This is a genomic window from Larkinella fluvii (assembly GCF_051857545.1).
Lineage (GTDB): Bacteria > Bacteroidota > Bacteroidia > Cytophagales > Spirosomataceae > Larkinella.
In genome coordinates, this window is record NZ_JBPZHB010000005.1 from 477,157 (window position 1) to 501,499 (window position 24,343).

Consider the following 24,343-nt stretch of genomic DNA (forward strand, 5'->3'; position numbering starts at 1 on the left):
TTGGTAAGTAGTTACCACTGGGTAACCAGCATTGAACTTGATTCTTATGAAGAGCACAGAACCGGCCTGCCAATACGAACTCAAAGCAGCCAGAGACGCAATGGAAGTGATTCAGGGCAAGTGGCGTATCCCCATTTTGATATCGCTTACCTACGGGAAGAAACGCTTTGGAGAGATCCATAGAGACATTCCGGACGTATCGCCCAAAATGTTATCACAGGAATTGAAGGCCCTAGAAGAGAACAAACTGATCACCCGCACGCTTTATGACAGCATGCCCGTTACCGTAGAATATGCTTTGACTCCCCTTGGCATGTCCTTGCGCGAGTTGTTGAACGAACTGCGAAACTGGGGCAAGTATTTCAGAAGCGAGATTATTGGACACTTGTAAAAGCGCGGTTGACCTTCGCAATATGACTCCAACAACTCCGCAAGATTAATCTATTTAATATATAGACATTGTAAATTAGTTTTTTGTAGTTTGAGGGTTAAACCATTGATAACGCAACTTTTTCCGTGTCTAGGCTGACCTTGCTAAACTCAAAAATGCTTTATGGGATAGTCTTTCTCATTCTGATCATTAGAACTGGTGACCTCTTAGCGCAATCGTCAGATACCGTGCGCCGGGAGTTGACCATCGACTTTGAAGTAAGACCCCAAGCCGAATACCGGAATAATTTTAAGTGGACTGCCGCAGATTCGGTTATGCCTGAGCTCTTTGCCACGCAGCGAAACCGGTTCAGCATTACATATCGATCCACTAAACTGCGCTTGCATGCATCCCCTCAGGAAATCCATGTCTGGGGAAAATCGGGGCAGTTTTCCCACGTAGGTAATGTGAATTTTTTTGAACTGTATGCCGAGCCTACTATCGGCAATTACCTTTCTGTCAGAATTGGCAGACAAGCGTTGTCGCTCGACAATGGCAGGATATTCTCGGCTGCACCGTGGGGCCAGCAAAGCCGCGCGCACGAGGGTATTCGACTCTTTTACAGGAAAAAACTGGAAACGGATCTAACCCTTTTTTTCACCAGACCCTATGGCAAACATTTTGATCCCGCCTATTCGCCAGTGGCTGCCCATACCTACAAATTTCTTGTCGTCCATCATCTCAAATACAAACTCAGTAATCTGATTATGTTGACGACTATCAATGCGCTGGACGTGTTCCGGAGAACGACCGGAAGCAGGCCATACTACCAGCGAATAACCAATGGCGGACGGCTGGAATTTACCCGGAACTGGCTTTACGGCACGGTGAATGCCTATTATCAGTACGGGCAAAATGCTGCTTCGAAGGCAATTCGTGCGTATTATATTCAACCTGAAATCAGTGCCAATACCGGCAGAACACTGTTTCGGCTGGGTGCCGAAATCCTGAGTGGTGACAAGAATGCGGTCTCAAAAAATGTATCCAATTCCTTCGTACCGCTCTATGGCGTAGCCTGGAAGTTTATGGGCAACATGAATTTATTCACTCGGTTCCCGGCGGATGTGAATGACAAAGGGCTGGTTAATCCGTATCTGTTCATGATTTACCAGGCTGGTAAAAAGCTTTTTCTGCGAAGCGATGCCCACCTTTTTTATTCAAAATATCCCTTGTTGAGTGAAGGCCGTGAAATCAGAGGCAAATACCTGGGCTTTGAAAGTGACTTGTCTTTGAACTATAAACCTGTTAAAGTCCTGGAAATCATCTACGGATTTTCGTTCACTTTTGCTAACAAACGTATGGAGTTACTCAACAAGGTCAAAGATTCAGGAGAAATACCCGTATGGAGCTATTTGATGGTTTCCTATGCCCCCCGTTTAATGAGTCGGAAGTGGTTGAAGGTTTAATTAGTGAAGTTGTTTAGACTAATGTAAAAGATTCCCAACAGAGTTTGAATTTTGTGGTGTCGAATCATAAAATAGCAAACCAGTGGGAATCTTAAGTAAACATACCATCCAGACGTGGATTTTACCGCATCTGAGTGTGGGGAAACGTGGTTTTGAAAGTAAAGTACCTCTTGGGGAAGCGGTTGAAGCCATTCTTCATCGATTGAAAACAGGATGTCAATGGCGAGAGTTACCCGTTAAACAATTCTTTTCCGGTCAGTTATTGACTTGGCAGGGCGTGTTCTACTATTTTAATAAATGGACCAAGCAGGGCTGCTGGCAACGGATGTGGATCGAACTGTTAAAAGCGAACCGACGGTATTTAGACCTTTCCTGCATGCAATAGGATGGCAGTCATACGCCCGCTAAAAATGGCGGACAATCGATTGGTTATCAGGCCAGAAAGTCAGCCAATACTACGAATTGCTTATTTTTGTCTGATAACCAAGGTGTTATGATGGCTATATCGTCACCCCAGGAGGGTAATCACCACGACCTGTTTGAAATACAAAGCTTGTTTGATGAACTGTGCCAAGTCTTAACAGCCGCTGGCATTCCTTTGAAAGGGCTTTTTCTCAATGCAGACCCTGGATTTGATTCGCAAGATTTGCGTCAAAAATGCGCTGACTACGAGATAGAAACTAACATTAAACCCAATACTCGGAATGCAAAAAAGCAGCCGCAGCAAGATCCCTACTTTGATGAAATGCTATATCGACATAGAACGGTTATTGAACGGGCGAATGCTTGGTTAGATAGTTTTAAGGCACTTTTGGTTCGATTTGAATGCAAAGCGGCCAATTGAGCAGCCTTCCATTGGATCGCCTTTGCGGTCTCATTTTTACGCAAAATCAACAAAAAAGAAAAAGTCTAAACAGCTTCTCTAATTTCCTCCGCTCAATAACGCTTTTCAACACTGCCCAAGCAATAAAAAACCTCCGGCGTAAAATCCGGAGGTCGTATTTCTATTTCTTAAAAGTCTATACCCGTTATTTTTTGGCATAAATCAATTGAACCGTGTAATTGACCGTCACCGTATCTTTTTTCGCATTCAGAAACCGGCCGCTCCGGGCAAGCACTTCACCCAGTAACTGATTGGGAGTCGTCGTGTTGTCATATGTATACTTGAATTCATCCCCGGCTTCTTCCTTCAAAACCAAGTCATTGTTGGTTAACGTCCAGGTTCCTTTGTAGTCAAAAACACTTCCATTCGACCTTTCTGTTCCGGAAAACGTATTATCACTTTTAATATCAATATCGTCACGATAACCGGTCACGGTTGGGTTCGACAAATCTTCGTCACCATTGAGCGATGCAAAATCACCAGTAAAGCCCGCATAGCGCGCCCGGTCAACAGACCACTGCCCTACGACTGGTGCCGGTGCCGGATCATCATCTTTGTTACACGAACTCAGGCCAGCCGCAAACACCACCACGCAGATCAAATAAAGTAATCGCTTCATAATTTTCAGGTTTTTGTGAAATAATAGTTTAGTGTGACTGGATGAGATGACCGTTGGAAACGAAATCTACAAAAAAAAATGTCAGGTTGTAAATTTCCGGATAAAAAGCCCGTGTTTTCTCTTTCCTCTACGCAAAAACCGGTCAAAGCGTTGCGTCAGGGCGTAAAAGTTCAGAATTAATTATCGCAAACCCGGGCGGGGAATCACCGGTAAACTCTCGTTTCCATCCTCACTAACGGCCTGAACGGCAAAGAAATAATTGTCTTTAGAATAGGGCAACGTCAGCCCGACTTTTTCCGTATAAAACTTCTTTTGCCAGAATGGCCAGTGGGTTTCGCGCATCAGCACATAATACCCTTTTATTTTCCGATTGGCCGAATTCCCGGCTTTGGGTGCCTGCCAGAACAGGCTCGTGGAGTTGGTCAGGCTGCGGGCCTCCACCGTAACATTCTGCGGCATCGACGGCGCTTTGGCCAGATTGGCCAGCACCGCCAGGTTCATGGCGGTATTTTTCCGCAGGTAATCAAAATCCATAAACTTTACGTAATCGCCGTATTCCACACCGTCCTGCGTGCGCAGATCCTGGTGCTGGTGGGCAAAATTCTCGTTCATTTCCGTAATGCGAACCGCCGGAAAACCGCGCGTGACAAACGGCGTGTGGTCGCCCCCGCGCAAAAACCGGTCGTTGCGGTACACCATCACCACCTCCAGTTGATCGACATACCGCTCACCCACTTCTTTGGTATAACGGGCCAGTTGCCGCGATTTTCCGTCGTTTTCCAGGCCATACTGCCGGATGTTGGCCGCCAGCGAATCCGTCTGATAACCGGGCAAGCCCTCGCTGAATACCCGGACACGCGTGTTGTCGGTGATGTGCGTATCGGGGCTGTGGTTCGACCCCATAATGTCGTTGTTCAGCAACGCTTCGAGGTTCCATTTTTCGTCTTTCGCCCGTTGCGCCAGGTGGTTGGCGCCCAGCAGTCCCTGCTCCTCCCCACAAACCGCCACAAAAATGATGGTGGCCGGAAACGGCACTTTGCTCATCACGCGGCAGAGTTCGATCACGGCGGCCGTTCCCGAACCGTCGTCGTTGGCCCCCGGCGCATCGGCAGTGCGGTTCATGACGTCACTAACGCGGCTGTCGATGTGACCGCTCACCAGAAAAATCCGGTCGTCGTTCGGGTCGGTGCCTTTGAGCGTCGCCATCACGTTGCCCATTTGCGTCACGGCATCGATCCGCCGTCCGTCCGGTTGCAGGGTCCAGCTATCGATCTGGGCCGTCAGCCGTCCGCCCGACTGTTTGGCGTAGTGTTGAAACTTGCCCAATGTCCACTGCCGGGCCGCGCTCAACCCGCGTTTAGGCGTCGCGCTGCTCATCGTGTGCCGCGTTCCGAAACTGACCAGATTGGTAACGTGTGACCGCAAACTATCCGCCGACACGTCGGCCACGAGTTGGGCAATGGCAGGATCGCGGTTGACGGTGGTCTGGGCTTGTAAACCAAGCGAAAAAAGAAGGAGAATACCCGAAAGTGTACAGTTTTTCATTCAGTAAGTCGATGAGTTTAGTAAACGGGAATACAAACGAAGATACACCACCGCGTCGATTTTACGGCGTTTTACGGGATCTAAAAATGATTTTTTGCCGGAACGTGGAACCGCCTTTTGACGCAGAACCGGGCGACTGCGTTCGTTCAGCGAAGAAAACACCAACGCCCCCGCCAGCAAAAAAGACAAGCCCAGCGACCAGAACGCAATTTGGCGCGTCGGCAATTGCCGCACCGGCTGATAGAATTCCCGGGTTTCGTCTTCCGAAAACAATTCCCGAAAGGAAAAACCGGTGTCCTCGTCGTCTGAAGGCCTGTTTTTCATAATCGTCGGGCCAGGCTCACGCCAAAGGCGGTTTGGGTGGTGCCGGGGAGGGGTTGCGCCGAAAACCCGAAGCGGGCAGCGGCCAACGCCCGGTTGTATTGCGTCACCGCCTTGCGAGCCTGGGAATTGCCAATGATGCTTAACCCCAGCGTGGCACCGATCGAGCCAAAATACACAGCCCAGTAGTCGCCCGAACGTGTGTAGGTGCCCCGGTTACGCGTCAAAACGTAGACCAGCGGAACCAGCGCAACGACCTGACCGGCCAGCACAAACGTCCGGTAGGTTCGGAAATGGCGGTTGACGATGGGATCATTCAATTCGTTAAAGGGAATCTCCAGCGAATTCGGCGACCGCAACCGCTTGCCCCCGTAAAAATACGATCCATACGACCGCTCGATGGGTTTCAGATGGGCCGGAACCGCAGCAGCGGTCCGGTAAAAGGTGGAATCGGCAGGGCGTTGCGCACAGGCAACCCCTACTACAAGCGTGCAGAACAGGAGTACGTAAAAGAATCGCATAGTGAATTAACGCACAAATTCGGGATACAACTCAATTTTTAGGCCAACGACAGAAAATTTTTCAACCGCGCCTTGATTTCGCATTGAAATACCATTACTTTTGTACTGTAATAAAATTTATTACAGAATGAACAACAGCCGGTTTTCGATCGCCATCCACATCATGACCCTTCTGACGAGGGCCAATGGGGAGCTGCTATCGTCTGACTTTATGGCTGGCAGCGTCAATATCAACCCGGTATTGGTTCGGAAAGAGATCAGCAATTTACGAAAGAAGGGGCTCATTATCAGCAAGGAAGGCAAAAACGGTGGCAGCAGTTTAGCCAAACCCGCGGAGAAAATCCTGCTGTCGGCAATTTACGAGGCTGTTCGACAAACGCCACTACTGGGGCAAAACCGAAACAGCCCGAACCCCGATTGCGCGGTGGGTCGTCAGATCAATACCCACCTGGACACCCTTTTTCTGGATGCGGAGAAGGCCCTGATTGCGCGGCTTAACCAAACGACCCTGGCTGATTTTACCAACCAGTTTGACTAAATTTTTCTGAACCAAACTGTAATAATATTAATTACAGTTAAAATCTACCAATTAACTAATTCTAAAAATCATGAAAATTGCCTTGATTGGAGCCACGGGCTTCGTAGGTTCAGCCCTGTTAAAAGAAGCACTGCACCGCGGATATGCCGTAACGGCGATTGTCCGCCATCCGGAGAAAATGACGGTAGAAAACCCACAGCTAACGGCCGTAAAAGGCGACGTGCTGAATGAAGTGGAGGTAGCCGGGCTCGTGGCCGGCCATGATGCGGTCGTGAGTGCCTACAATGCGGGCTGGCAAAACCCTAACCTCTACAACGAGTACCTGGCCGGTTCGCAGGCCATTCAGAACGGCACGAAAAAAGCCGGTGTGAAACGGTTGCTGGTGGTGGGTGGAGCCGGTAGTCTGGAAATTGCGCCGGGCGTTCAACTGATCGACACGCCACAGTTTCCGGCCGAATGGAAACCGGGGGCGCTGGCCGCCCGTGACTACCTGAACACGTTGAAAAAGGAAGAAGACCTGGACTGGACATTTATCAGCCCGGCCATTTTGCTCGAACCCGGCGAGCGCACCGGGCAATTCCGCCGGGGAACCAACCAGCCGGTGTTTGACGAAAACGGGGTGAGTAAAATTTCCGTCGAAGACCTGGCCGTTGCGATACACGACGAACTGGACAAGCCCGCACACGTTCGTCAGCGGTTTACCGTGGGGTACTGAGTCTGATAATCACCCGAAACCGTGTTGATTAAGCCGCTTTGCCAATCAGCACGGTTTCGGGTAAACCTACCAAAGGCAAAGACAGGTAAAACGTGGTTCCCATCCCCGGTTCGCTTTCAAACCAAAGCTTTCCCTGCTGAACTTCCGCGTATTCTTTACAGAGAAAAAGACCCAGTCCTACGCCTTTTTCATTGTTGGTGCCAAAGGTTGCCCGGGACTTAAGCGAAAATAAATTTGCTTTATCTTCCGGTTTTATACCTCCCCCATTGTCTTTCACAACAATCAAACAATTCGATTGCGATTCCAGGACTTCAACCACAATCGAACCTCCAGAGGGCGTGAATTTTATCGCGTTTCCCACTAAATTCCGAACAATAAGTTGCAACATATTGCTGTCGGCAACGACCTCGAAAGGCGTGTGAATTGAATACGTTAACTGGATTTCTTTTTTTAAAGCCAGCGGTCTATAAATTTCAATGATGGGTTTTAAAACGGTCGAAATGTTGACGTGCGTAAGCTCCACTTTGGTTCCGTTCATCTGCGTAGTCGACCACGACAGGAGGTTGAAAAGCATCTCCTGGGTGTGGTTGATCACATCCAGCAAATCCGATTCGATCCGTTTCTTTTGCGCATCGTCCAGATCGGTTTCTCTCAGTATTTCGATGTATTGCTGAACAGAAGCCAACGGCGAACGCAAATCATGCGAAATGATGGAGAAAAGCTTGCTTTTTTCGGCGTTGAGACGTTCCAGCACCACGGATTTTTCTTCGACCAGCCGCTGTTCGGCCCGGTAGGCTTTCTTGAAAAAATAGGTCGCCAGGTAAATCAGCACCGCCCCGACCAAATACGTCGACCCCACGTCCAGGATATGATTCATCCGACTCGAATAGCCGGCAACCACACTGGCAGGATAAACATATTCGACCGCCAGAAGACCAAATACCACAACGACATTAAAACAAAACCAGAAGACGTGTTGCCGGGACGGCGCAACAATCGCTAATAAGAAATAAACATACATGAACAGGAGAATGGAAGGCCCAATAACACCTGCATTAAAAAAATAATTTCCCGCCAGAAGCAGCGTAATAAACACACCACCCAGTGACACGCTGATGTAGAATTTATTTTTTATCCGGGATAGATAATAGAGAAATGAAAAGGCAATAAAGAGCAGCAAAGAAACCAGCGAAGCTTCGGTCAGGCCGATGAAATAGTTGAAAGGAATGTTGTAAAGCATCGCCACAATGCCCACCACACAGATAGAATTAAAGATCCGGCTTTCCAGCGTAGTTTCCCCCGGCACGCCAACCAGTGCCGTAAAGGAGCGCTGAATGGATTTGAAAAGAAGCGATTTTCCCAACGTCGTTTTCTGTGAGTAGCTGAAAAAATAGGTGATTAAACCCGTAGTCTAACCACCTATTCACAAAAATACTTAAAATTCTTCTACTTATTTCACCACTTTCATCACACCCTGCATGAGTGCTGCATGTCCGGGAAAGGTGCAGACGAACTGGTAGTCGCCGGGTGTGGCCGGCGCTACAAAGTAGAGTGATTCCGAGCTTTCGGGTTGCATCAGGTTGGTATGAAACAACACGTTTGGCGATACCGGGACATACTGCATCCGGGAACCGTTCAGGTTCAGTTTCAAAGCCGCATCGCCGACGGCGTTGGCCGTGGCCGGTTTTACAATCACGCAATTGTGCAGCATGTCGTCGTTGTTGTTGAACACCCACCGGATGCGGCTACCCGCTTTCACTTCGACCTGCGTCTTGTCAAATTTCAGACCCGGCACCGTGCCAATCGTAATCACCTGATCAGGGCCGTTGGTCCAGTCGGCGGGTTGTTCGGTCACGCGTTTGGCACTCGCAGCCGCCGGTTTTCCTTTCCCCCCTGCAACCGCCGGTGTGGTTTTAGTGGAAGCCATCGCCATATCGGCGTGGTTGTGTTTGGCGGGGGCGGCAATGGTCAGCTTCGTTCCGGGCGCAATGTGATTGAGGGTATAATATCCGGTATTGTGCAGCAACGCCAGCCCTTTGTCCGACCTGATGCCCTCGGCTTTCACCTCATGAACATACCCTTCGCGCAGGAGCGTGTCGGCCACAATCCGCACTTTCAGGCCATTGTCCGACACCACAACGCCCCGGATGGGCACGGGCCGCGGATCTTCAACCGGGCTGCCGTAGATTTTGTGGTACTTATAGGTAAAGCTGCTCAGGCTGTAGGAAGCCAGATCTTCGGCGGTTTTTTTGTCGACCGGCTGTGTGAATTCCACCTCAAAACCGTCGGGCATCGAGCGGATCGCTTTCATTTCAAACGGCGTCAGGCCCGTCCACACCAGCCGCTGAACCCCAAACGGATCTTTGCCGGTGGCCGACCAGCCCCGGCTGGTTTGCCCCACAAACATGGAACCGTCGAGCCCCCAGGCCATCCGCAAAATGCCGGACTGAAAACCCGACCGGAACGGAAAACAGGCTCCCTGGTACTTCCCATCCACTTTTTCCAGAAAAACCCGCATCACCTTGCTGTGGCCCTGATCGCCCACGAACAACTGCCCGTCGAACGGACCAAACCGGTTGGCGGTGGTGTCTTCCAGAATATCGGAGGTTGAAATCCCCATCATCGTGTGTGGAAACCAGATTGCCGGTTCTTTCAGATGCGGAATCGACTTCACCATTTCGTGCATCGGTTTTCCCGTACTCGGCACATCTTCCAGCTTCAATTTCAGCGGAGAATTCGGTTCGGAGGTCCACTTCAGCCCCTCGGGGTTCCCGGCAAAATCGCCCAGTTCGAGGTGCGTCATCCGGCCTGAACCCACCCAGTCGCCCTGGTTTTCGGTGTAAAAAATGCTGCCATCGCGCAAGGCCCGGTAGCTGGAAGGCGACCGCAAGCCGGTGGCAAACGGTTTTATCTCGCCTTTTTCATTGACTTTCAGCATCCATCCCCGCCATTTGGCCAGGCTGGCTCCCTTTCCAATCCAGCCGAGGTTGAGCGTAATGAGCATATCGCCATCCGGCAGAAAAACCGGCCCGTACGAATATTCGTGATAGTTGCCGGACAATGGCCACTTCACAATCGACTGGTATTCGTTGGCTTCATCGTCGCCATCCGTATCGATCATTTTGGTGAGTTCACCGCGTTGTGTGGCGTAAATGGCACCCTTGTGATACGCCAGTCCGAGCGGTTCGTGCAGGCCATAGGCAAACCGTTTGAACTGTGGCTGGCGGCTGCCTTTCATATACGGATTGCTGATGAACCAGACTTCGCCCCGGCGCGTCGAAACGCCCAGCCGACCGTCGGGCAGCACGGCCATGCCACCCACTTCCAGTTGCACCCCTTCGGGCATGGGAATGGTGATAAGCCGGTAATAATCGTCTTCCGTCAACGGGCGCTGGGCCACGGCGAACGAGGAAATAAATAGAGCGAGAAAGAGAAACGAGAGTCTGTTTTTCATGATCTTTATAACTAGGCAATTCGGGAGCCGTTTTCAGTTTTGCGTTCGGTTTGCAGTAAAGTCACTTCCCCGTCGGGGCCAATGGCACCCAAAACCAGGCATTCACTTTTGAAGGTCGCGATCTGTTTGGGCGGAAAGTTGATGACCGCAACGACCTGCATACCAGGCAAATCCTCGGCTTTATACAATTGGGTTAACTGCGCAGAGGAGCGTTTGATGCCTTTTGCGCCGAAGTCAATGGTGAGTTTGTAGGCCGGTTTTCGGGCTTCCGGAAAGGCGTCAGCGGCCACGATGGTTCCGGTTACGATCTCCACCTTTTCGAAGTCGGCCCAGGTGATGCGGTTTTCCATAACGAATCACCACAAGAGCGAATACTGAACCGTTGCCGAACCGCCCTTCATGGGAACCGGCATCAGCAATTCCTGCCGCCCGGAACTGGTTCGCATCGTCGGTTTAAGCTTCGGATCGATCCGGATGTAATATTTTCCATCGACCGAATACAACCCCTTCGCCACTTCGTCCAGCGACGCCCCAACCGCCAGCCGGCAGTAGAGCGACTCGTTGTCCGGCCCTTTCACGCTCAGCGTCCGTGTGATGGATTTGCCATCAGCATCGGGCAAAACCGCATCGGTGACGTCCAGATCCCGCATACGATACCGGGGAATGGGATTACCCTGTTTATCCATTGACAAGCCGGTGTATTTCCACTCGTTGTCGGACAAACTATCGGGCCAGTACTGGTTGGCATTGGCCATCAGCGCCAGCGGGCTTTGTGCCGACAAAACCGCTACCGTTCCCAGCGGTTTCAGCAATTGCGGTTCTCCGCGTTCATACCACATGTCGGTTACGTCGGCAAACTGCCCGCGCCAGACCTGCAACAACGCGCCCTGGTTCAGATCAACGGTGTAGTTCAGCCCCGACGGGCTGCCTACGGAGAGGCAATGGGTTTTCTTTTTGGAACCAAAATTGACGAAGGAACGGATCACCGCAGGTTTGGTGCCGGGTTCCACCGCAATTTCGCCAACAGGATCGGGTTCGGGCAGCGAGGCCCGGGGGTGCAGCGCCTGAAACTTGGTGTCGGGAGCCGAGATGAAAAAGCCCAGACCCGGCCGGGGCCACGAGCGGCCGAAAAACAGCGTGAAGGGATGTTTCCCCGCCGTCAGGTTGATTTTGGCCGTGTTCATGTAGCCCAGATCAAGCCGCTTGTTGGCAATAATTTCCTTGCCGTCGATTTGCAGGGAAGCAAAACCGCCCTGCTGCAAGGCGATGGTGTAGGGGCCGGTTTTGTCGACCACCAGATCACCCGTGTAAACAATACCGTGCCAGCGCGGCTGACCGTAGGAAACTTCGTAGGTCAGGGCCGAAACCGTATCTTCCTTGACCAGTTTCAGATTGGCTAGCTCGGCCTGCGAAACCGTTTCCGTTTTGTTCTCGTATAGTTTGTAGCGAATGTTGGTCAGCTTTGCCACCGGACGATCCGTAATTAGCTGATAACCAATATTCCGAACCGCCACCGTACCGTTTGTAACGTTCAAACTCACCGTGCCGGGTTTTCCGCCGGTGGCCTTCGGCAACACCAGACTTTCCTGAACCAGTGTGCCGTTGATCGTCATTTTTTCCAGCGTGGCCGGGCCTTTGCCTTCGCCCTGAAGCAGAATTTCAAGCTGCTGCCACAAACCCGGCGCTTTTCCGGCATTCTGTAAAGGCAATAGGGTGCTGCCTTCAATGGCACCAAAGGTTGTGGTGTTGACTTCCGGTTTTCCCCAATGGTCGGCCAGGTGAATGCCCGTGCCGCCAAACGACAGGGTGGCCTCCGCACCCGGCGAAAGCATCACGTCCATCACCAGCCGAACGTCGTTGGCATTGGTCAGCAAGGTGAGCGGCTGACCGGGCGTTCCGACCAGAACACCCGTTCCGGCCTTCGTCTTCTGATCCGGTCGGAGGGGATTTACCAGAATGGAAGCCGCCGGTTTCCAGTTGGCAGGCACAGCCGATAATCGGTCGGTGGGAAGCAGCGTCAGGGATTCGTCAACGGATTGGGCCCAAACCGGTAGCGTTCCTGCCAGCAGCAGGAGGGCGGTTCCACGGTTGAACCATCGTAGAATGGGATTCATCGAATAGGTAAAGTTTCAGTGGTTAAAGCAATTGACTGCTTACATTGCAAAAGGGAAAGTAACGTCTTTTTTACCCTAAACCAAACTTGAACAGTCCAGTCTGGCAACGGGTTGGGAAGCAAAAATAGTGTATTCCGATTGGATATTCAGCAATTCCTTCCGCAGACCTTAAATCCCTTATTTCCATGAAAAAAGAACGTTTCCCAATACGTGACTCATTCCGTTGATTGCGGGACAGAGTCACCCCGTCACTCGTATAACGCCTTCACGTCAAGGTTCGCCAGTTCGACCAGAAAACCGCTCAGTTTTTGGATGACGTCCTCAAAATACCGTTTCCCTTTTTCCGCCGTGGCCTGTTTCGGATTGCCAATCCCGGTGTCTTCCGTCACCTGCGACCATTTGCGTTCCGCCCATGCCCAACCTTCGCGCAGCGCCTGAACCTTCCATTTTTTGGCCGCACCGTCGCCTGCTTCATCCAGCGGCAAGACCAGATCCGGGCGGAGGTGCAGCAACAGACTCGTCTCCATTTCGTCGGCATGGTCGCCGTTGGGTTCATCGAAATACTTCGATTTATCGAGGGCATTGAACCACGAACAGGTGCTCAGAAACATGTTGGGATACTGAACGCCCAGTTCGCGCAGCATGGTTTTGAAATCATTCCCGCCGTGGCTGTTCAGAATCAGGAGCTTGTGAATTCCCTGTCGGTTCAGCACTTCGATGATGTCGTTCAGAATCGCTTTCTGGGTGCTCGGATACAGGTTGATATCGAGTAAAATATCGGTCTGACCGGTGTTGACCCCAAACGGAATGGTGGGCAACACCATCACTTTCGCGCCCTGCTCCCACGCCAGCCGTGCCGACTCAGCCGCAATCGTGTCGGCTTCAATCACGTCCGTCGCATACGGCAAGTGGTAGTTGTGGGCTTCCGTAGCCCCCCACGGCAGAATGACCAGGTCGATCGGTTGGTCGTGAATGTGTTTCCAGTTGGCTTCAGCAAGAATGTAGGGACGCATATTTTAAGGGGTTATTTCACAGACGAGTTATTTCGCAGAGTTAAGCGGAGGAAATCAGAGTTTATCAGAGGGAAAAAATAAAAAAACTCTGCTTAACTCTGATTTCCTCCGCTTAACTCTGCGAAATAACTCTTTTTATCACACACTCGAAAATCTTGTTCAAAACCATTATTTCGTGTCCCGTTCCGTAGTAACTTGCCCCCATTCCCATCTCCACCGGCTATGGACCATGTTGAAATTCTTTCCCGCATCCAGTTCGCCTTCACGATTGCTTTCCATTACATTTATCCGCCCCTGAGCATCGGCCTTGGCGTGTGCCTGGTTTTCATGGAAGGGCTATATTTAAAGACCAAAGACAAGGTGTATGAAGAACTGACCCGGTTTTGGGTCCGGATTTTCGCCCTCATTTTTGGCATCGGTGTTGCCACCGGCATTGTGATGGAGTTCGAATTCGGCACCAACTGGGCGGTTTACTCCCGTTATGTCGGCGACATTTTTGGCAGTGCCCTGGCCGCCGAGGGCATTTTTGCCTTTGCCCTCGAATCCGCCTTTTTGGGCATTCTGATTTTTGGCTGGAACCGCGTCAGCCCGCGGGTTCACTTTCTGTCGACGGTTTTGGTGGCCCTGGGCTCCATGTTTTCCGCACTCTGGATTGTAGTCGCCAACTCGTGGCAGCAAACGCCGACGGGCTACCGCATTGAAGGCGAAGGCCTGAAAGCCCGCGCCGTAGTGACCGACTTCTGGGAGATGGTTTTCAATCCGTCGTCCATCGAACGGTATTCGCACGTTCTGATCGGTGCTTTTCTGGCCGGGTCGTTTCTGGTGCTGAGCGTTAGTGCATGGTATATTCTGAAACGCAAGTACGTGGTACACTCCCAAAAAGCCTTCACCATTGCGTTGTGGGTAGCCGCCGTGTCGTCGCTGGGGCAACTGTTTACGGGTCACAAATCGGCGGAAGTGATTACGAAATACCAGCCCGCGAAACTGGCCGCGGTCGAAGGGCATTTTGAAACCGCCCCTGCCGACATGTACCTCCTAGGCTGGGTTGATGCCAAAAAACAAACCGTGACGGGTCTGAAAATACCCGGCGGTTTGTCGTTTCTGGTTCACCAGGATTTCAAAAAGCCCATTCCCGGCCTGAACAGTTTCAAACCCGAAAACCGCCCGGGAGCCATCAACTTTGTGTTCCAGACCTATCACCTGATGGTCGCCATCGGCATGACGTTGATCGGGTTGTGCTGGCTGGCGATTTTTCTGCTTTATCGAAAAAAACTATTCCAGAACCGCTGGCTGATGGGCGTTTTCGTCGGCTCGGTTTTGCTGCCCCAGATCGCCAACCAGGTGGGCTGGTACACCGCCGAAGTCGGCCGGCAGCCGTGGGTGGTTTATGGTCTGCTCCGAACCTCCGACGCGCTTTCGCAGGCCGTCAAAGCCGAGCACGTCCTGATTTCCCTCATCCTGTTCACCTTGGTATACGTCATCCTGTTCGTTTTATTCATTTACCTTTTGAACAAAAAAATTCAGCACGGCCCTGACATCAGCCCGGAAGACCAAGAAACACCAACCTCGAAACTCAACCCATCACCTATTTAATTTTGAATGAGTGAATGATAGAATGAGTGAATAATCTGCCGGATGCTTAGCACTCTATTCACTCAATCACTCATTCGCTCATTCACTCATTGCTTATGGACACTATCCTCGGTCTCGACCTTCCCACCTGGTGGTTTTTGCTGATCGGTGCGCTCATCAGCGGGTACGGTATTCTCGACGGTTTCGATCTAGGTGCGGGGGCCTTGCACCTGTTTTTTCGGAAAGAGCAAAGCCGACGGATTGCCCTGAACGCCATCGGTCCGGTTTGGGATGGCAACGAAGTCTGGCTTGTGATTGGCGCGGGCGCGCTGTTTGCGGCCTTTCCGCTGGTGTATGGAACACTCCTGTCGGTTTTTTACCTGCCGTTTATCCTGCTGCTGGTCGCCATTATTTTCCGCGCCATTTCGATTGAGTTTCGGAGCAAGGAAGAAATGAAATGGTGGCGCGCGCTGTGGGATGTGTGCTATTGTCTGTCGAGCAGCACCATCGCCCTGCTGTTCGGGCTGATTCTGGGCAACCTGATTCAGGGCATCCCGCTCGACAAAGACTACCAGTTTGTCGGACGCTTGCGGGACTTCTTCAACCCCTATGCCCTGCTGATTTCGGTGACGGTTTTGTCGTTGTTCATGCTACACGGGGCGATGTATCTCGCCATGAAAACCGAAGACCGGCTGTACGCCAAAATGACGATTCTGATCAACCAGACCAGTAAATTTTTCATTCTCTGCTTCATCACGGCGTCCATGGCTACGCTTATTTACGTACCGCACATGGCCGCCATTTTTCACAAATACCCCATTTTGTTCGCCTTGCCGGTCAGTGCGGTGCTGATTGTGTTGAACATGCGCCGGATGATCGAAAAACGGCGGTATTTGCGGGGATTCATTTCGTCGGCCGTCACGACGGCTCTGCTGCTGGTGCTGTTTGCATCCGGTTTGTATCCCAATCTGGTACTGTCCAACTACGACGTGCGGGGTAACATCAGCATCTACGAAGCCGCTTCGACGGACAGTTCTTTGCGGACAATGCTGCTTTTTGCCGTCATCGGCATGCCCCTCGTGCTGACTTATACGGTTTTCGTTTTCTGGACGTTTCGGGGGAAAGTGAAATTGGAGGATACGAGTTATTGATTTTGAGTTGTTACACAGAGTTGATCAGAGGAAATCAGAGTTGATCGGAGAAAAATAAACTCTGTGTGACTCTGATGTTCTCTGATCAACTCTGTGTAACAACTTAAAACCGCCCCAAAGCCGCTTCCATCACCTTGTCTTTCCCGGCGGCAAGGTCTTCTTTGGTATTGACAACCGTGATTTTGGGTGCAATTCCGATGCCCTCGTAGTTTTTGCCATCAGCCGCCCGGAAGTCGCCCGGTGTGACGCTGTAAATCCAGCCATTTGGCAGTTCCCGCTTCGGATTGTCGGAGAAAACGCCGTACGTCTTGTCGCCCAGTTGCGTAACGTTGCGGTTTTGATTCATGGCCAGTGTCAACGTTTCGCCCGCGCTTTGGGTGATCCGGTTCGTCAGCAGCACAACGGGTTTCGTATACTGACTTTTGCCGCCCGGCTCCACATACCACTCGGTGGGGGCCGTGAAATCGCTGTGTTTGGGGCCGTTGCGAAACCGGGTGGTCATGAAAAGTTTCCGTTCCGAAGCAAACCGACCGGCGATCCGCTGGCTTGAACGGTCGAGGCCACCGGGAACATTTCGGGCGTCCACCACCAGTCCTTTCGTATCAGTCAGAGCCGCCAGCGCATCATCCAGAGCCTGGTCGTAGAAATCCGGAGCCAGTCCCAGATCAGTAAAGAGAATGTACCCAACATTCCCAGCCAGCTTTCCGTATAGCACCTTGACCCCATCTTCCGCCCGGACTTCCTTCACGTCCTGGACGTATTTTTTCACCACGTCGATGCTGAATTCGTCCAGCGGATACGTCGGGCCGCTATCGTAGCGCCGGTAGTTCGGGCCTTGTTTCAGTAGCCAGAGGTGACCGTTGTTCAACTCGCCCAGCATCGCCGACAAAAGGTCAAAAAGCTGGTCGTCCGACATCCCCGGTTTTACCTGAGAACGGTATTTCTGCTTCATCGTGTTCCAATCTATTTTCTGAACGTCAAACAGGCCATACATCCGGTCAAATTCCTGCCAGAGTACATCGAAATTGGATTCGGGGGTGTTGGCCGGTTCGGGGCCAACCGCCAAGTCGTTGCAGGAAACCAGCAACAGGGCCGAAATGCCCAGCAAAAAGTACTTTAAAGGCTTGATTCTCATGATAGTAACTTAATAATGGTGTTGTTTACCGGAATTGGTATTGAAATTTATAAACCAGGGATACTGAAGCTGCGTGAGCGACCGTCTGAATGACGCGCGGTTCGGTGTAGCGCATCCAACTGTAGCGATAATCGGCCCGTAAAGCGATGCGGGGCGTGGCATCGAAGCGGTAACCAATACCCACTTGCGGATTCAAAAACCGGTTGAACGCAGCGAGTTGCGTTCCGCTGAAAAAGGTCTTGGTGTCCGAACTGTTCGGCTTTGAAACGACGTTGCTGTAGGGCATCCGGCTAACAGCCGCCAACACCGGCAGCGAGACGTTGACGTTAAACGCATTTTTCTTCCCAAGCCGTAGCTGCGTCTGATAAAGCGCGCTGACAGCCGCTGTATTCATCACCCAGGTGTTCAACGCCAACCCGTCTGCGTAGCCAAATGTATCGTGCAGACCGACACCAAGCCGGGTGGTTCGGTTGGCCGTCTGGTGAATCAAACGCCGGTATTCCAGGTCAAGGGTTCCGCGGTAGAGGGTTGGCACCAGATACATGGGTTGCTCCTGTTCCGGCGAAAATTTGATCCCGCGAATCCCCAGTTTAGGTGAAATGAAATCGGCGAAACCGGCTTGCAGACCAAACCGCCATTGATTTTTAGCCGTTTGCCGGGTGTAGGCCAGCCGTCCCCCGTTCAGATTGGCCACGTAACGCATCGGCGATGCCTGCAAATCACGCAGGGTAAATTTTTCCCGAACGTAGCCAATTTGCAGTTCAGAAACGGTTTGGAACGGTTGCGCAACGGCAACAAGTCCCCCGAGCGACAGCAGAACTGTCGAAAAAACGGTTTTCATAAATCGGTCGTATTTGTTGTAAATTAATGGGAACTGCTGCTCCTGGTGGCTGGTGCGGGCGTATTCTGAATGAGTTGAAGTGCCTGTTTCATCGCCCGGTCGTTGTTCGTTAACACATCATCGATGGTCGGCACAACGGTGTGATCCGGGATGATTCCCTGTCCTGGTTTGAGGTCGTTCGGCAAGTTCGCCATGCGGTAGCCGAACATACCGATGCCGAGATCGATTTTGGAATTTGGGAGTTGGGTGACGGTAAAAATTCCGCTGTTATCTCCCGCGTAGCCGCCCCCGGTTTCCTGTCCGACAAAAACCGCTCGTTTGTCGGCGTGCATCCGAGCCGCCAACTCCGTGGTTACCGAAAAGCTTAAGCCATTGACCAGTACCAGCAGCTTGCCGTGAAAAGCATCGCGCTTCGGCTTCTGAACTTTCAGACCGGGCTGTTTGGTAAAGACATACCCATCGCCCCGCTTTCGGACGACGAGCCACTTGAATTTCCGGTAAATCGCTGGCGTCCAGGCCGGAAACGAGTAGCTTTTCTTTTGCCGAACGCGGATGTGATCGTAATAGCGGAACGGTTTTTCGGCCAGGTATCGGTACAGATTAACGCCGTATTTCTCTTCTCCGCCTTCGTTGTTTCGCAAATCGAGCACCAGATTTTGCACCTGCTTTTCTTTCATTTCCCGGAACGATTCTTTCAGAAACTCCCGGTAGTCCTGCTCTTTTTTGTCGTCCCAAAACCGCTCGATGGTCATCACCGCCGTGGTCTGGTTATCAGTAAAAATCAGACGGAAAGGCCGCTGTCTGGCGGGTTTGTATTTTTCGTTGTATGCTTTGATTTGCTCAAGTGTTACGGATGAAAGTAATGCCGTTTTTTCCTCATTTCCAGCCCGATACCGAACCTCGTGAATATCCGGCGATGCAATAAACGTAGCATAATAACCGGCAAAAAACTGATTCAGGTCTTCGTATTTCCCGTTGACGGTATGGCCATCCGCAAAGGTCATGTTGGGCAACAGTTCCTGAATAATGTCCGCAACGGATTTCCCATTGATCCGGGTGAGTTCAACCCCGTTCGGGACGGTTTCGGTTCCGTAACTTCCCACCACCCAGGCTCTGTTTTCCACCACGTACAGTTTCAGCGGAAACAACTTATCGGTATGAAACGGATAGTGTTCATCCTGACCCGCCGGAATCCATTTGACGTGACCATCTTTCAGCGCCACCAGCAGAGGAACCATCGTTTTGTAAAACGCCTGCTGCGTCATCGGACGATTTAGCTGAGCTTCCGTAGCCGTAAAAAGGGAGTCGAACATGGCTTTGGACGTATATTGGTACGGGGCCGGATGGGCTTCATTTAAGGCCGTCCGGAAGCGGATAAAGTCGGTGCGTAGTTGTTCCGGCGTAAGCGTTTGGGCCGTCGCCACTGAACATTGAATCAGGAAAAACAAAATCAGTAACAGGCTGGTTTTCATCGTATTTGTTGTTCGTTTTAGCGACACAAAACTGCCTGAAAAAAGCCGCTGACCCAACGCTGTGTCCACCGAATTGTTGAGTTTTGCCTCCGAAACGTCGGATTTCACTCCCCTAACCAAATCCGGAACTCTCCGGCTTTTTCCCGGCTGACGATCACTTCCTCTTCAAAAACCGGGCGCAGGCTCACTTTGAGTTTTCCGTTAAAATAGAGATTCACTTTGTCGATGGCCCGCAGTTCGGCAATGACCTGGCGGTTCAGCCGAAAAAACCGGTTGGGATCGAGCAGGGTCGAGAGCTCGTCCATCGTATAATCGATCATCCATTCGTGTTCGTCGCGGGTTTTGAGGAACGACAATTTATTGCGGGTAAACAGGTACGCTACATCCGACAGGGGAACCGAAAAAAGCCGTTGTCCCTGCTTGACCAAAAACCGGTCGCGATACACGGGTTCGGCCGACGCGGGCGGCTCTTCCGTAGACGACGAGGCTGCCAACTTCCGCAGCAGCGTCGCCAGCGAGGTTTTCAGGCCGTCAGGCTGTTCGAGAAAAGCTTCTTTCATCCTGCGCAGTTTCGTCAGGGCGCTCCGCAGTTCGTCTTCCTTGACGGGTTTCAGCAGGTAATCGATGCTGTTGACTTTGAAGGCTTTAATGGCGTATTCGTCGTAGGCCGTCACAAAAATAACCGGACTCGTGACCGACACCCGGTTAAAGATTTCGAAACTCTGGCCGTCGGCCAGCTCAATATCCATCAGGATCAGATCCGGTTTGGGGTGGGTTTGCAGCCACTCCACCGACTCGTCTACACTAACTGTGATACCGGCAATGATCGCGTCGGGTTCCACTTCCTGCACCAGCCGACGGAGTTTCCGGGCCGTTGCTTCTTCGTCTTCAACGATGAGAATAGTCATATGCAGTCACTTCAATCAAAGGAATCATCACCTGAAAACAGTCCCCGGTTTGCCGGACCACCACTTCGGGTTGTTTCAGGAGCCGGTATTTGGCCGTTATGTTTGACAGTCCGGTACGGTTCGAGGGAATTACATTCTGTTTTTTTTGTAAGCTATTGACCACAAACAGATTATGAGCCTCATCCGTATAAATCCGGATGAGCAGCGGTTTGGTGGGCAAGGCGACGTTGTGCTTCACGGCGTTCTCCACCAGCAGTTGCAGCGTCAGCGGTGGCACCAGAAAATCCTCATACCGTTCATCGACGGTTATTTCAAGCTCCACACTGCGTCCAAAGCGCATTTGAAGCAAGTTGAAATACGCCCGGACAAAGGTTAATTCGTGGTCTAAGCTCGTCAGCAGTTGCTCGTTGGTGTGCAGCACGTAGCGATACACCGACGCCAGTTCTTCAATAAACCGCTCGGCCTGTTTGGCATCTTCGGTCACCAGCGACGAGAGCGTACTGAGGCTATTGAACAGAAAATGCGGGTTGATCTGCGCCTTGAGCGAATCGAGCTGGCTTTGCAGGTTTTCTTTTTTGAGTTGCTCGGCTTCATAATAGGTTGTCCACCACTGGCGATAGAGGTGTTGCCCCTCGTAGATGGCGGCAATGGGCAGGGTGAATAAAAACGAGACGAGGGTCGTCACCCAGTAGGTTCCGCCCGGCAAGGGATAGCCCCAGAATTGGGTCACGTCGTAGATATACGTCACCGTCACCCGCTGAATAATCGTGGCCCCTACGAACCAGCTCAGTTCCAGCAGAATCCGGTTCCGGGTCTGGTTCAGCCGCGGAAATTTCCGGCGGGCGAGCAGGATTCCTTGCCGGTTCACTTCGAGCAAAACCGTCCACTCAATCAGGCTAATGAACAGTCCATGGAACCAGGTGATGTCCTCGGGCCCATTGTCGGGCAAATAAAAAACAAACGTAGCAACCACCGCCACCACCAGGATGCCGAGCAGGCGCAACCATTTGTCGTTCAGTTTTTCCATCGTTTGGTAAAGATGCTATAAAAGCCGCTGAACCGAAAGGCAGGGTTGCTGAAGTGTCGGAAAGAGACGCTTGGGTGTTGGAATTGCAGATCTAAAATGAAACATGCAGTATTTACCTAACTTTTTGGTGACGATTTGAAAGGATCAACGTCTAACTACCATGCCAGATGTCGTTTAGAGATATGTCGAATTCAAAGGCGTATTATACAAGTTGGTTACTGCATCTTGAAGCCGAACAACTGGAACTAATTGGTTTGGTATTGCAAGTCGAACTGGCCCTTTATGAGATACAGAGATTTCTGTATCTGACGAGAGAAAAAAGTGATTTTGAGAGTTATATTTACAATGAGATCATTGCAAGCCAAGTCCGCCTTAAAAATAGCATTAAACGGTATCACCGTGAATTGGAAGAAATAGAAATAGATATTTCACACTGCCGATTCATGCTGGAACGCATAACAAATACCGATTATGATGAATCCTCAGGAAAAGACGAAACAAATTGAAATTGCTTATTCGGATGTTGATCGGGCGAATGATCTTCTTACTAAAATCGCCTTGAAGACTGCTCAATTAGATCGTGATGTCAAAAAGCTCAAAAATGTACTATCTGAGCGCCTGGCCAAGCAAGAAGATCAGCAGCAAAAATAGGGTTGTAATCCGGTTTTCCGATCCGGCAGAAAACCATTCACCGAAAAACGCCCGATCGTTCCAGTGAACAATCGGGCGTTTTTCGGTGAATGACAGGTTTTCTTACAATTTGATCCCCATTTTTTTTGCCATATCGGCGAACATTTCCGGATCAATTTCGTCGTCACCGGGTGCGTTGAGTTGGGGTTCTGCTTCCAGGTCAGGTGCCGGAAACCCTTCGGGACTTCCGAATACAACCTCCACTTCCTGCCCATCGTCGGGGTGCGTTCCGTTCCAGATCAGCCCGGCAGTTTGGTAATCTTCCTTGCTAAACGTATATAGTTTCAGGTGCAGTTTATTTTCCATAAACTTCTTCGCTTCCGGAAAGGCGTTGTTGCTCAGGTTCGGAATCGGCAGCAGCTTGGTTACTTCCACCCCCGTCAGTTTTTCGAGCGCTTTGGCATAGGCCACCACGTGTAAACCGCCCCGCACCAGCAGATAGCCGATCATGGTCCGCGCCGTTGGGTCGCTTACCATCTCGTATACCCGCATTTTATTGGCACGAGCCCCGCATTCCAGAAAGAAATTGTGCAACAAATCCAGCTTCAGATTACCGCTGCTGAACACATTGTCGCCCGTCCAGAAATGACCCATCGAATCCATCGGCAGGGCGGCCTGACCGCTGGCAATAAAATGGTGGGTATTGCGGGCATTGACCGCGTCGGCCAGGGGCGCCGTGGTGGGGTCGAAACCCCGTTTGCTTGCCCCCGTCAAAAGCAGGTTGACGGTATAGGCGACGACTTCAATATGACCGTATTCTTCGCCCGCGATGCTGCTGATGACATCGTAGAACGGACGGATTTTCTTGCGGCCTCTGAAATTAAAGGATTGATAGGTGTAATTCATCAGGGTCGACATTTCCCCAAATTTTCCACCGAGGAGTTCCTGAACCGCAGCCGCATCATTCGGCGACGGATTACTGGGTGTAGGTAGCTCAATTGGCAACCGATCCATTTTCAAAATCATAACTGGAGCGAATTAGAGTGAGAATAACTTGTGTACTCTATTCCAACAGCCCCCCTGCCCGATGGTTGTTCTTTTCATTTTCTAAAAAAACCGCTATCCGCTAACTCGCTAAGCAGAAGACCTTTTTGCAAAACCGCCATCCGGGTTGTTATCCAACGGCCCGGCAGCGGACACCAGAAACCGTTTACGAAGACCACTGATTGTCAGTCCGGATGGCGCTCCCCGCGTCGCAGGGCGTTGACGAGGTTGTGCGTCAGGCGGGTGGGTTCGGGAATCCGGTAGCCATAGCCCCGGCGGGCGCCGTCACACTGCAACGTCAGCGCCATGGCGGTTTCCAGATCGATTAGATGACCGGGCGACACGTAGACCGGATTTACCTTGTTTTTGGTTCGCAAAGCCGCCCCGATGGTTTCGCCGTAGTGTTTCATCGGCGACCACGCGCCCCGCTCCGGGGCGGGTTCGTCGTATCGGCCAACCAGAACCGACTTCGCACAGCCAAACGTGGGGCGGTTGAGAAACAAGCCGCCGTGCGAGGCAATACCAATCCGACGCGGATGGGCAATGCCCTGTCCATCGAACATCACGACATCGGGCTCCGTTTTCAGTTTCGACCAGGCTTCGAGCAGCGACGGTATTTCCCGAAACGACAGCAATCCGGGAATGTAGGGAAACGTGGCCGAACTGATCACGCCCACTTCTTCAACCACTTCCAGCGTATCCAGTCGCAACACGACAATACCAGCATACACCGTCTCCTCGAATTTGTTGAAAGAAATATCACAACCGGCAATCGTTTCCACGGGTTTACTGAGCGGTTGAATCCGGATTTCGTGCCGCAGTTGCTGTTGCAGGGCGACGGCTTCGGCGGGGGGTACGGTCCAGTCGTGGAGAAGTTGGTAGGTAGCCATGAATTTGGTTTTGTTGCGTATCCCTAACTCTGATTCCCTATCCGAAGTTTAAAGTCCACATCGGTACTGGTATTTCTGCTTGACTATCTGCTTTTTTCCGTTAGTTTTGACGCC

24 protein-coding genes and 1 pseudogene are annotated in these 24,343 nt (G+C 51.4%); 9 read left to right on the forward strand and 16 right to left on the reverse strand.

Annotated elements, in window-relative coordinates:
- Nucleotides 1-46 precede the first annotated feature (46 nt).
- From ACS5NO_RS15390 to ACS5NO_RS15405, 4 genes and pseudogenes are all read left to right on the forward strand, one after another.
- Nucleotides 47-391, forward strand: a complete 345-nt coding sequence (locus ACS5NO_RS15390) for a winged helix-turn-helix transcriptional regulator (protein ID WP_439415982.1) — start codon at nucleotides 47-49, stop codon at nucleotides 389-391.
- A gap of 125 nt (nucleotides 392-516) precedes the next feature.
- The gene (locus ACS5NO_RS15395; protein WP_439415983.1) at nucleotides 517-1,836 is read left to right on the forward strand and encodes an alginate export family protein; all 1,320 of its coding nucleotides are present in this window, start codon (nucleotides 517-519) and stop codon (nucleotides 1,834-1,836) included.
- 82 nt (nucleotides 1,837-1,918) lie between these two features.
- On the forward strand, nucleotides 1,919-2,221 hold the full coding sequence (locus ACS5NO_RS15400) for a transposase (RefSeq protein ID WP_439415984.1): 303 nt from the start codon (nucleotides 1,919-1,921) through the stop codon (nucleotides 2,219-2,221).
- A 24-nt stretch (nucleotides 2,222-2,245) separates the two neighbouring features.
- A pseudogene (locus ACS5NO_RS15405) lies at nucleotides 2,246-2,680 on the forward strand (transposase family protein); the annotation flags it as partial.
- A 184-nt stretch (nucleotides 2,681-2,864) separates the two neighbouring features.
- Here ACS5NO_RS15405 and ACS5NO_RS15410 read toward each other — a convergent pair.
- From ACS5NO_RS15410 to ACS5NO_RS15425, 4 genes are all read right to left on the reverse strand, one after another.
- Nucleotides 2,865-3,338 carry a lipocalin family protein gene (locus ACS5NO_RS15410; protein WP_439415985.1) on the reverse strand — a complete coding sequence of 158 codons (474 nt, stop codon included), beginning with the start codon at nucleotides 3,336-3,338 and terminating at the stop codon, nucleotides 2,865-2,867.
- Nucleotides 3,339-3,518: 180 nt separating this feature from the next.
- On the reverse strand, nucleotides 3,519-4,883 hold the full coding sequence (locus tag ACS5NO_RS15415) for a M28 family metallopeptidase (protein WP_439415986.1): 1,365 nt from the start codon (nucleotides 4,881-4,883) through the stop codon (nucleotides 3,519-3,521).
- A complete protein-coding gene (locus tag ACS5NO_RS15420) occupies nucleotides 4,884-5,207 on the reverse strand; it encodes a hypothetical protein (protein ID WP_114405141.1) in 324 nt (107 codons plus the stop codon). It lies immediately after the preceding gene.
- Complete coding sequence (locus tag ACS5NO_RS15425; protein ID WP_439415987.1) at nucleotides 5,204-5,725, reverse strand: hypothetical protein; 522 nt, start codon at nucleotides 5,723-5,725, stop codon at nucleotides 5,204-5,206. Before ACS5NO_RS15425 ends, ACS5NO_RS15420 begins: the two co-directional genes overlap by 4 nt.
- A 127-nt stretch (nucleotides 5,726-5,852) precedes the next feature.
- Between ACS5NO_RS15425 and ACS5NO_RS15430 the strand changes: the two genes are divergently transcribed.
- The gene (locus ACS5NO_RS15430) at nucleotides 5,853-6,263 is read left to right on the forward strand and encodes an Rrf2 family transcriptional regulator (RefSeq protein ID WP_439415988.1); all 411 of its coding nucleotides are present in this window, start codon (nucleotides 5,853-5,855) and stop codon (nucleotides 6,261-6,263) included.
- 70 nt (nucleotides 6,264-6,333) lie between these two features.
- Nucleotides 6,334-6,978, forward strand: a complete 645-nt coding sequence (locus tag ACS5NO_RS15435; protein WP_439415989.1) for an NAD(P)-dependent oxidoreductase — start codon at nucleotides 6,334-6,336, stop codon at nucleotides 6,976-6,978.
- Between the two features lie 28 nt (nucleotides 6,979-7,006).
- Here ACS5NO_RS15435 and ACS5NO_RS15440 read toward each other — a convergent pair whose 3' ends face one another.
- The 5 genes from ACS5NO_RS15440 to ACS5NO_RS15460 form a co-directional block, all read right to left on the reverse strand.
- Nucleotides 7,007-8,341: a sensor histidine kinase gene (locus ACS5NO_RS15440; protein WP_439415990.1), complete on the reverse strand. Its 1,335-nt coding sequence runs from the start codon at nucleotides 8,339-8,341 to the stop codon at nucleotides 7,007-7,009.
- A gap of 87 nt (nucleotides 8,342-8,428) precedes the next feature.
- The gene (locus ACS5NO_RS15445) at nucleotides 8,429-10,432 is read right to left on the reverse strand and encodes a plastocyanin/azurin family copper-binding protein (protein WP_439415991.1); all 2,004 of its coding nucleotides are present in this window, start codon (nucleotides 10,430-10,432) and stop codon (nucleotides 8,429-8,431) included.
- 11 nt (nucleotides 10,433-10,443) lie between these two features.
- A complete protein-coding gene (locus tag ACS5NO_RS15450; RefSeq protein WP_439415992.1) occupies nucleotides 10,444-10,782 on the reverse strand; it encodes a tRNA-binding protein in 339 nt (112 codons plus the stop codon).
- Nucleotides 10,783-10,788: 6 nt separating this feature from the next.
- The gene (locus ACS5NO_RS15455) at nucleotides 10,789-12,546 is read right to left on the reverse strand and encodes a hypothetical protein (protein ID WP_439415993.1); all 1,758 of its coding nucleotides are present in this window, start codon (nucleotides 12,544-12,546) and stop codon (nucleotides 10,789-10,791) included.
- Between the two features lie 248 nt (nucleotides 12,547-12,794).
- Nucleotides 12,795-13,559 carry a creatininase family protein gene (locus tag ACS5NO_RS15460; RefSeq protein ID WP_439415994.1) on the reverse strand — a complete coding sequence of 255 codons (765 nt, stop codon included), beginning with the start codon at nucleotides 13,557-13,559 and terminating at the stop codon, nucleotides 12,795-12,797.
- Between the two features lie 222 nt (nucleotides 13,560-13,781).
- Here ACS5NO_RS15460 and ACS5NO_RS15465 point away from each other — a divergent pair, with 222 nt between their 5' ends.
- A complete protein-coding gene (locus ACS5NO_RS15465; RefSeq protein WP_439415995.1) occupies nucleotides 13,782-15,152 on the forward strand; it encodes a cytochrome ubiquinol oxidase subunit I in 1,371 nt (456 codons plus the stop codon).
- A gap of 95 nt (nucleotides 15,153-15,247) precedes the next feature.
- The gene (gene cydB, locus ACS5NO_RS15470; RefSeq protein WP_439415996.1) at nucleotides 15,248-16,282 is read left to right on the forward strand and encodes a cytochrome d ubiquinol oxidase subunit II; all 1,035 of its coding nucleotides are present in this window, start codon (nucleotides 15,248-15,250) and stop codon (nucleotides 16,280-16,282) included.
- A gap of 103 nt (nucleotides 16,283-16,385) precedes the next feature.
- Here cydB and ACS5NO_RS15475 read toward each other — a convergent pair whose 3' ends face one another.
- The 5 genes from ACS5NO_RS15475 to ACS5NO_RS15495 all read right to left on the reverse strand — a co-directional run bounded on the left by ACS5NO_RS15475 (nucleotide 16,386) and on the right by ACS5NO_RS15495 (nucleotide 21,665).
- A complete protein-coding gene (locus tag ACS5NO_RS15475) occupies nucleotides 16,386-17,417 on the reverse strand; it encodes a S41 family peptidase (RefSeq protein ID WP_439415997.1) in 1,032 nt (343 codons plus the stop codon).
- Nucleotides 17,418-17,442: 25 nt separating this feature from the next.
- Nucleotides 17,443-18,258 carry a hypothetical protein gene (locus ACS5NO_RS15480; protein WP_439415998.1) on the reverse strand — a complete coding sequence of 272 codons (816 nt, stop codon included), beginning with the start codon at nucleotides 18,256-18,258 and terminating at the stop codon, nucleotides 17,443-17,445.
- Between the two features lie 23 nt (nucleotides 18,259-18,281).
- A complete protein-coding gene (locus ACS5NO_RS15485) occupies nucleotides 18,282-19,730 on the reverse strand; it encodes a S41 family peptidase (RefSeq protein ID WP_439415999.1) in 1,449 nt (482 codons plus the stop codon).
- A 104-nt stretch (nucleotides 19,731-19,834) separates the two neighbouring features.
- The gene (locus tag ACS5NO_RS15490) at nucleotides 19,835-20,638 is read right to left on the reverse strand and encodes a LytR/AlgR family response regulator transcription factor (RefSeq protein WP_439416000.1); all 804 of its coding nucleotides are present in this window, start codon (nucleotides 20,636-20,638) and stop codon (nucleotides 19,835-19,837) included.
- Nucleotides 20,619-21,665 (reverse strand): sensor histidine kinase, encoded by a 1,047-nt coding sequence (locus ACS5NO_RS15495; RefSeq protein ID WP_150880088.1) that lies wholly within the window; start codon nucleotides 21,663-21,665, stop codon nucleotides 20,619-20,621. Before ACS5NO_RS15495 ends, ACS5NO_RS15490 begins: the two co-directional genes overlap by 20 nt.
- 471 nt (nucleotides 21,666-22,136) lie before the next feature.
- Between ACS5NO_RS15495 and ACS5NO_RS15500 the strand changes: the two genes are divergently transcribed.
- Complete coding sequence (locus ACS5NO_RS15500) at nucleotides 22,137-22,316, forward strand: hypothetical protein (RefSeq protein ID WP_439416001.1); 180 nt, start codon at nucleotides 22,137-22,139, stop codon at nucleotides 22,314-22,316.
- A gap of 102 nt (nucleotides 22,317-22,418) precedes the next feature.
- On the opposite strand, the gene ACS5NO_RS15505 is transcribed toward ACS5NO_RS15500, so the two are convergent.
- Together ACS5NO_RS15505 and nfi are read right to left on the reverse strand one after the other, a co-directional pair.
- On the reverse strand, nucleotides 22,419-23,309 hold the full coding sequence (locus ACS5NO_RS15505) for a manganese catalase family protein (RefSeq protein ID WP_439416002.1): 891 nt from the start codon (nucleotides 23,307-23,309) through the stop codon (nucleotides 22,419-22,421).
- A 215-nt stretch (nucleotides 23,310-23,524) separates the two neighbouring features.
- Nucleotides 23,525-24,229: a deoxyribonuclease V gene (gene nfi, locus ACS5NO_RS15510; protein WP_439416003.1), complete on the reverse strand. Its 705-nt coding sequence runs from the start codon at nucleotides 24,227-24,229 to the stop codon at nucleotides 23,525-23,527.
- Between the last annotated feature and the right edge of the window lie 114 nt (nucleotides 24,230-24,343).

Coding starts and splice junctions, on each gene's coding strand:
- ACS5NO_RS15390 (WP_439415982.1), top strand. CDS start 47: ATGAAGAGCACAGAACCGGCCTGCCAATACGAACTCAAAGCAGCCAGA.
- ACS5NO_RS15410 (WP_439415985.1), bottom strand. CDS start 3,338: ATGAAGCGATTACTTTATTTGATCTGCGTGGTGGTGTTTGCGGCTGGC.
- ACS5NO_RS15415 (WP_439415986.1), bottom strand. CDS start 4,883: ATGAAAAACTGTACACTTTCGGGTATTCTCCTTCTTTTTTCGCTTGGT.
- ACS5NO_RS15420 (WP_114405141.1), bottom strand. CDS start 5,207: ATGAAAAACAGGCCTTCAGACGACGAGGACACCGGTTTTTCCTTTCGG.
- ACS5NO_RS15425 (WP_439415987.1), bottom strand. CDS start 5,725: ATGCGATTCTTTTACGTACTCCTGTTCTGCACGCTTGTAGTAGGGGTT.
- ACS5NO_RS15430 (WP_439415988.1), top strand. CDS start 5,853: ATGAACAACAGCCGGTTTTCGATCGCCATCCACATCATGACCCTTCTG.
- ACS5NO_RS15435 (WP_439415989.1), top strand. CDS start 6,334: ATGAAAATTGCCTTGATTGGAGCCACGGGCTTCGTAGGTTCAGCCCTG.
- ACS5NO_RS15445 (WP_439415991.1), bottom strand. CDS start 10,432: ATGAAAAACAGACTCTCGTTTCTCTTTCTCGCTCTATTTATTTCCTCG.
- ACS5NO_RS15450 (WP_439415992.1), bottom strand. CDS start 10,782: ATGGAAAACCGCATCACCTGGGCCGACTTCGAAAAGGTGGAGATCGTA.
- ACS5NO_RS15455 (WP_439415993.1), bottom strand. CDS start 12,546: ATGAATCCCATTCTACGATGGTTCAACCGTGGAACCGCCCTCCTGCTG.
- ACS5NO_RS15460 (WP_439415994.1), bottom strand. CDS start 13,559: ATGCGTCCCTACATTCTTGCTGAAGCCAACTGGAAACACATTCACGAC.
- ACS5NO_RS15465 (WP_439415995.1), top strand. CDS start 13,782: ATGGACCATGTTGAAATTCTTTCCCGCATCCAGTTCGCCTTCACGATT.
- cydB (WP_439415996.1), top strand. CDS start 15,248: ATGGACACTATCCTCGGTCTCGACCTTCCCACCTGGTGGTTTTTGCTG.
- ACS5NO_RS15475 (WP_439415997.1), bottom strand. CDS start 17,417: ATGAGAATCAAGCCTTTAAAGTACTTTTTGCTGGGCATTTCGGCCCTG.
- ACS5NO_RS15480 (WP_439415998.1), bottom strand. CDS start 18,258: ATGAAAACCGTTTTTTCGACAGTTCTGCTGTCGCTCGGGGGACTTGTT.
- ACS5NO_RS15485 (WP_439415999.1), bottom strand. CDS start 19,730: ATGAAAACCAGCCTGTTACTGATTTTGTTTTTCCTGATTCAATGTTCA.
- ACS5NO_RS15490 (WP_439416000.1), bottom strand. CDS start 20,638: ATGACTATTCTCATCGTTGAAGACGAAGAAGCAACGGCCCGGAAACTC.
- ACS5NO_RS15495 (WP_150880088.1), bottom strand. CDS start 21,665: ATGGAAAAACTGAACGACAAATGGTTGCGCCTGCTCGGCATCCTGGTG.
- ACS5NO_RS15500 (WP_439416001.1), top strand. CDS start 22,137: ATGATGAATCCTCAGGAAAAGACGAAACAAATTGAAATTGCTTATTCG.
- ACS5NO_RS15505 (WP_439416002.1), bottom strand. CDS start 23,309: ATGGATCGGTTGCCAATTGAGCTACCTACACCCAGTAATCCGTCGCCG.
- nfi (WP_439416003.1), bottom strand. CDS start 24,229: ATGGCTACCTACCAACTTCTCCACGACTGGACCGTACCCCCCGCCGAA.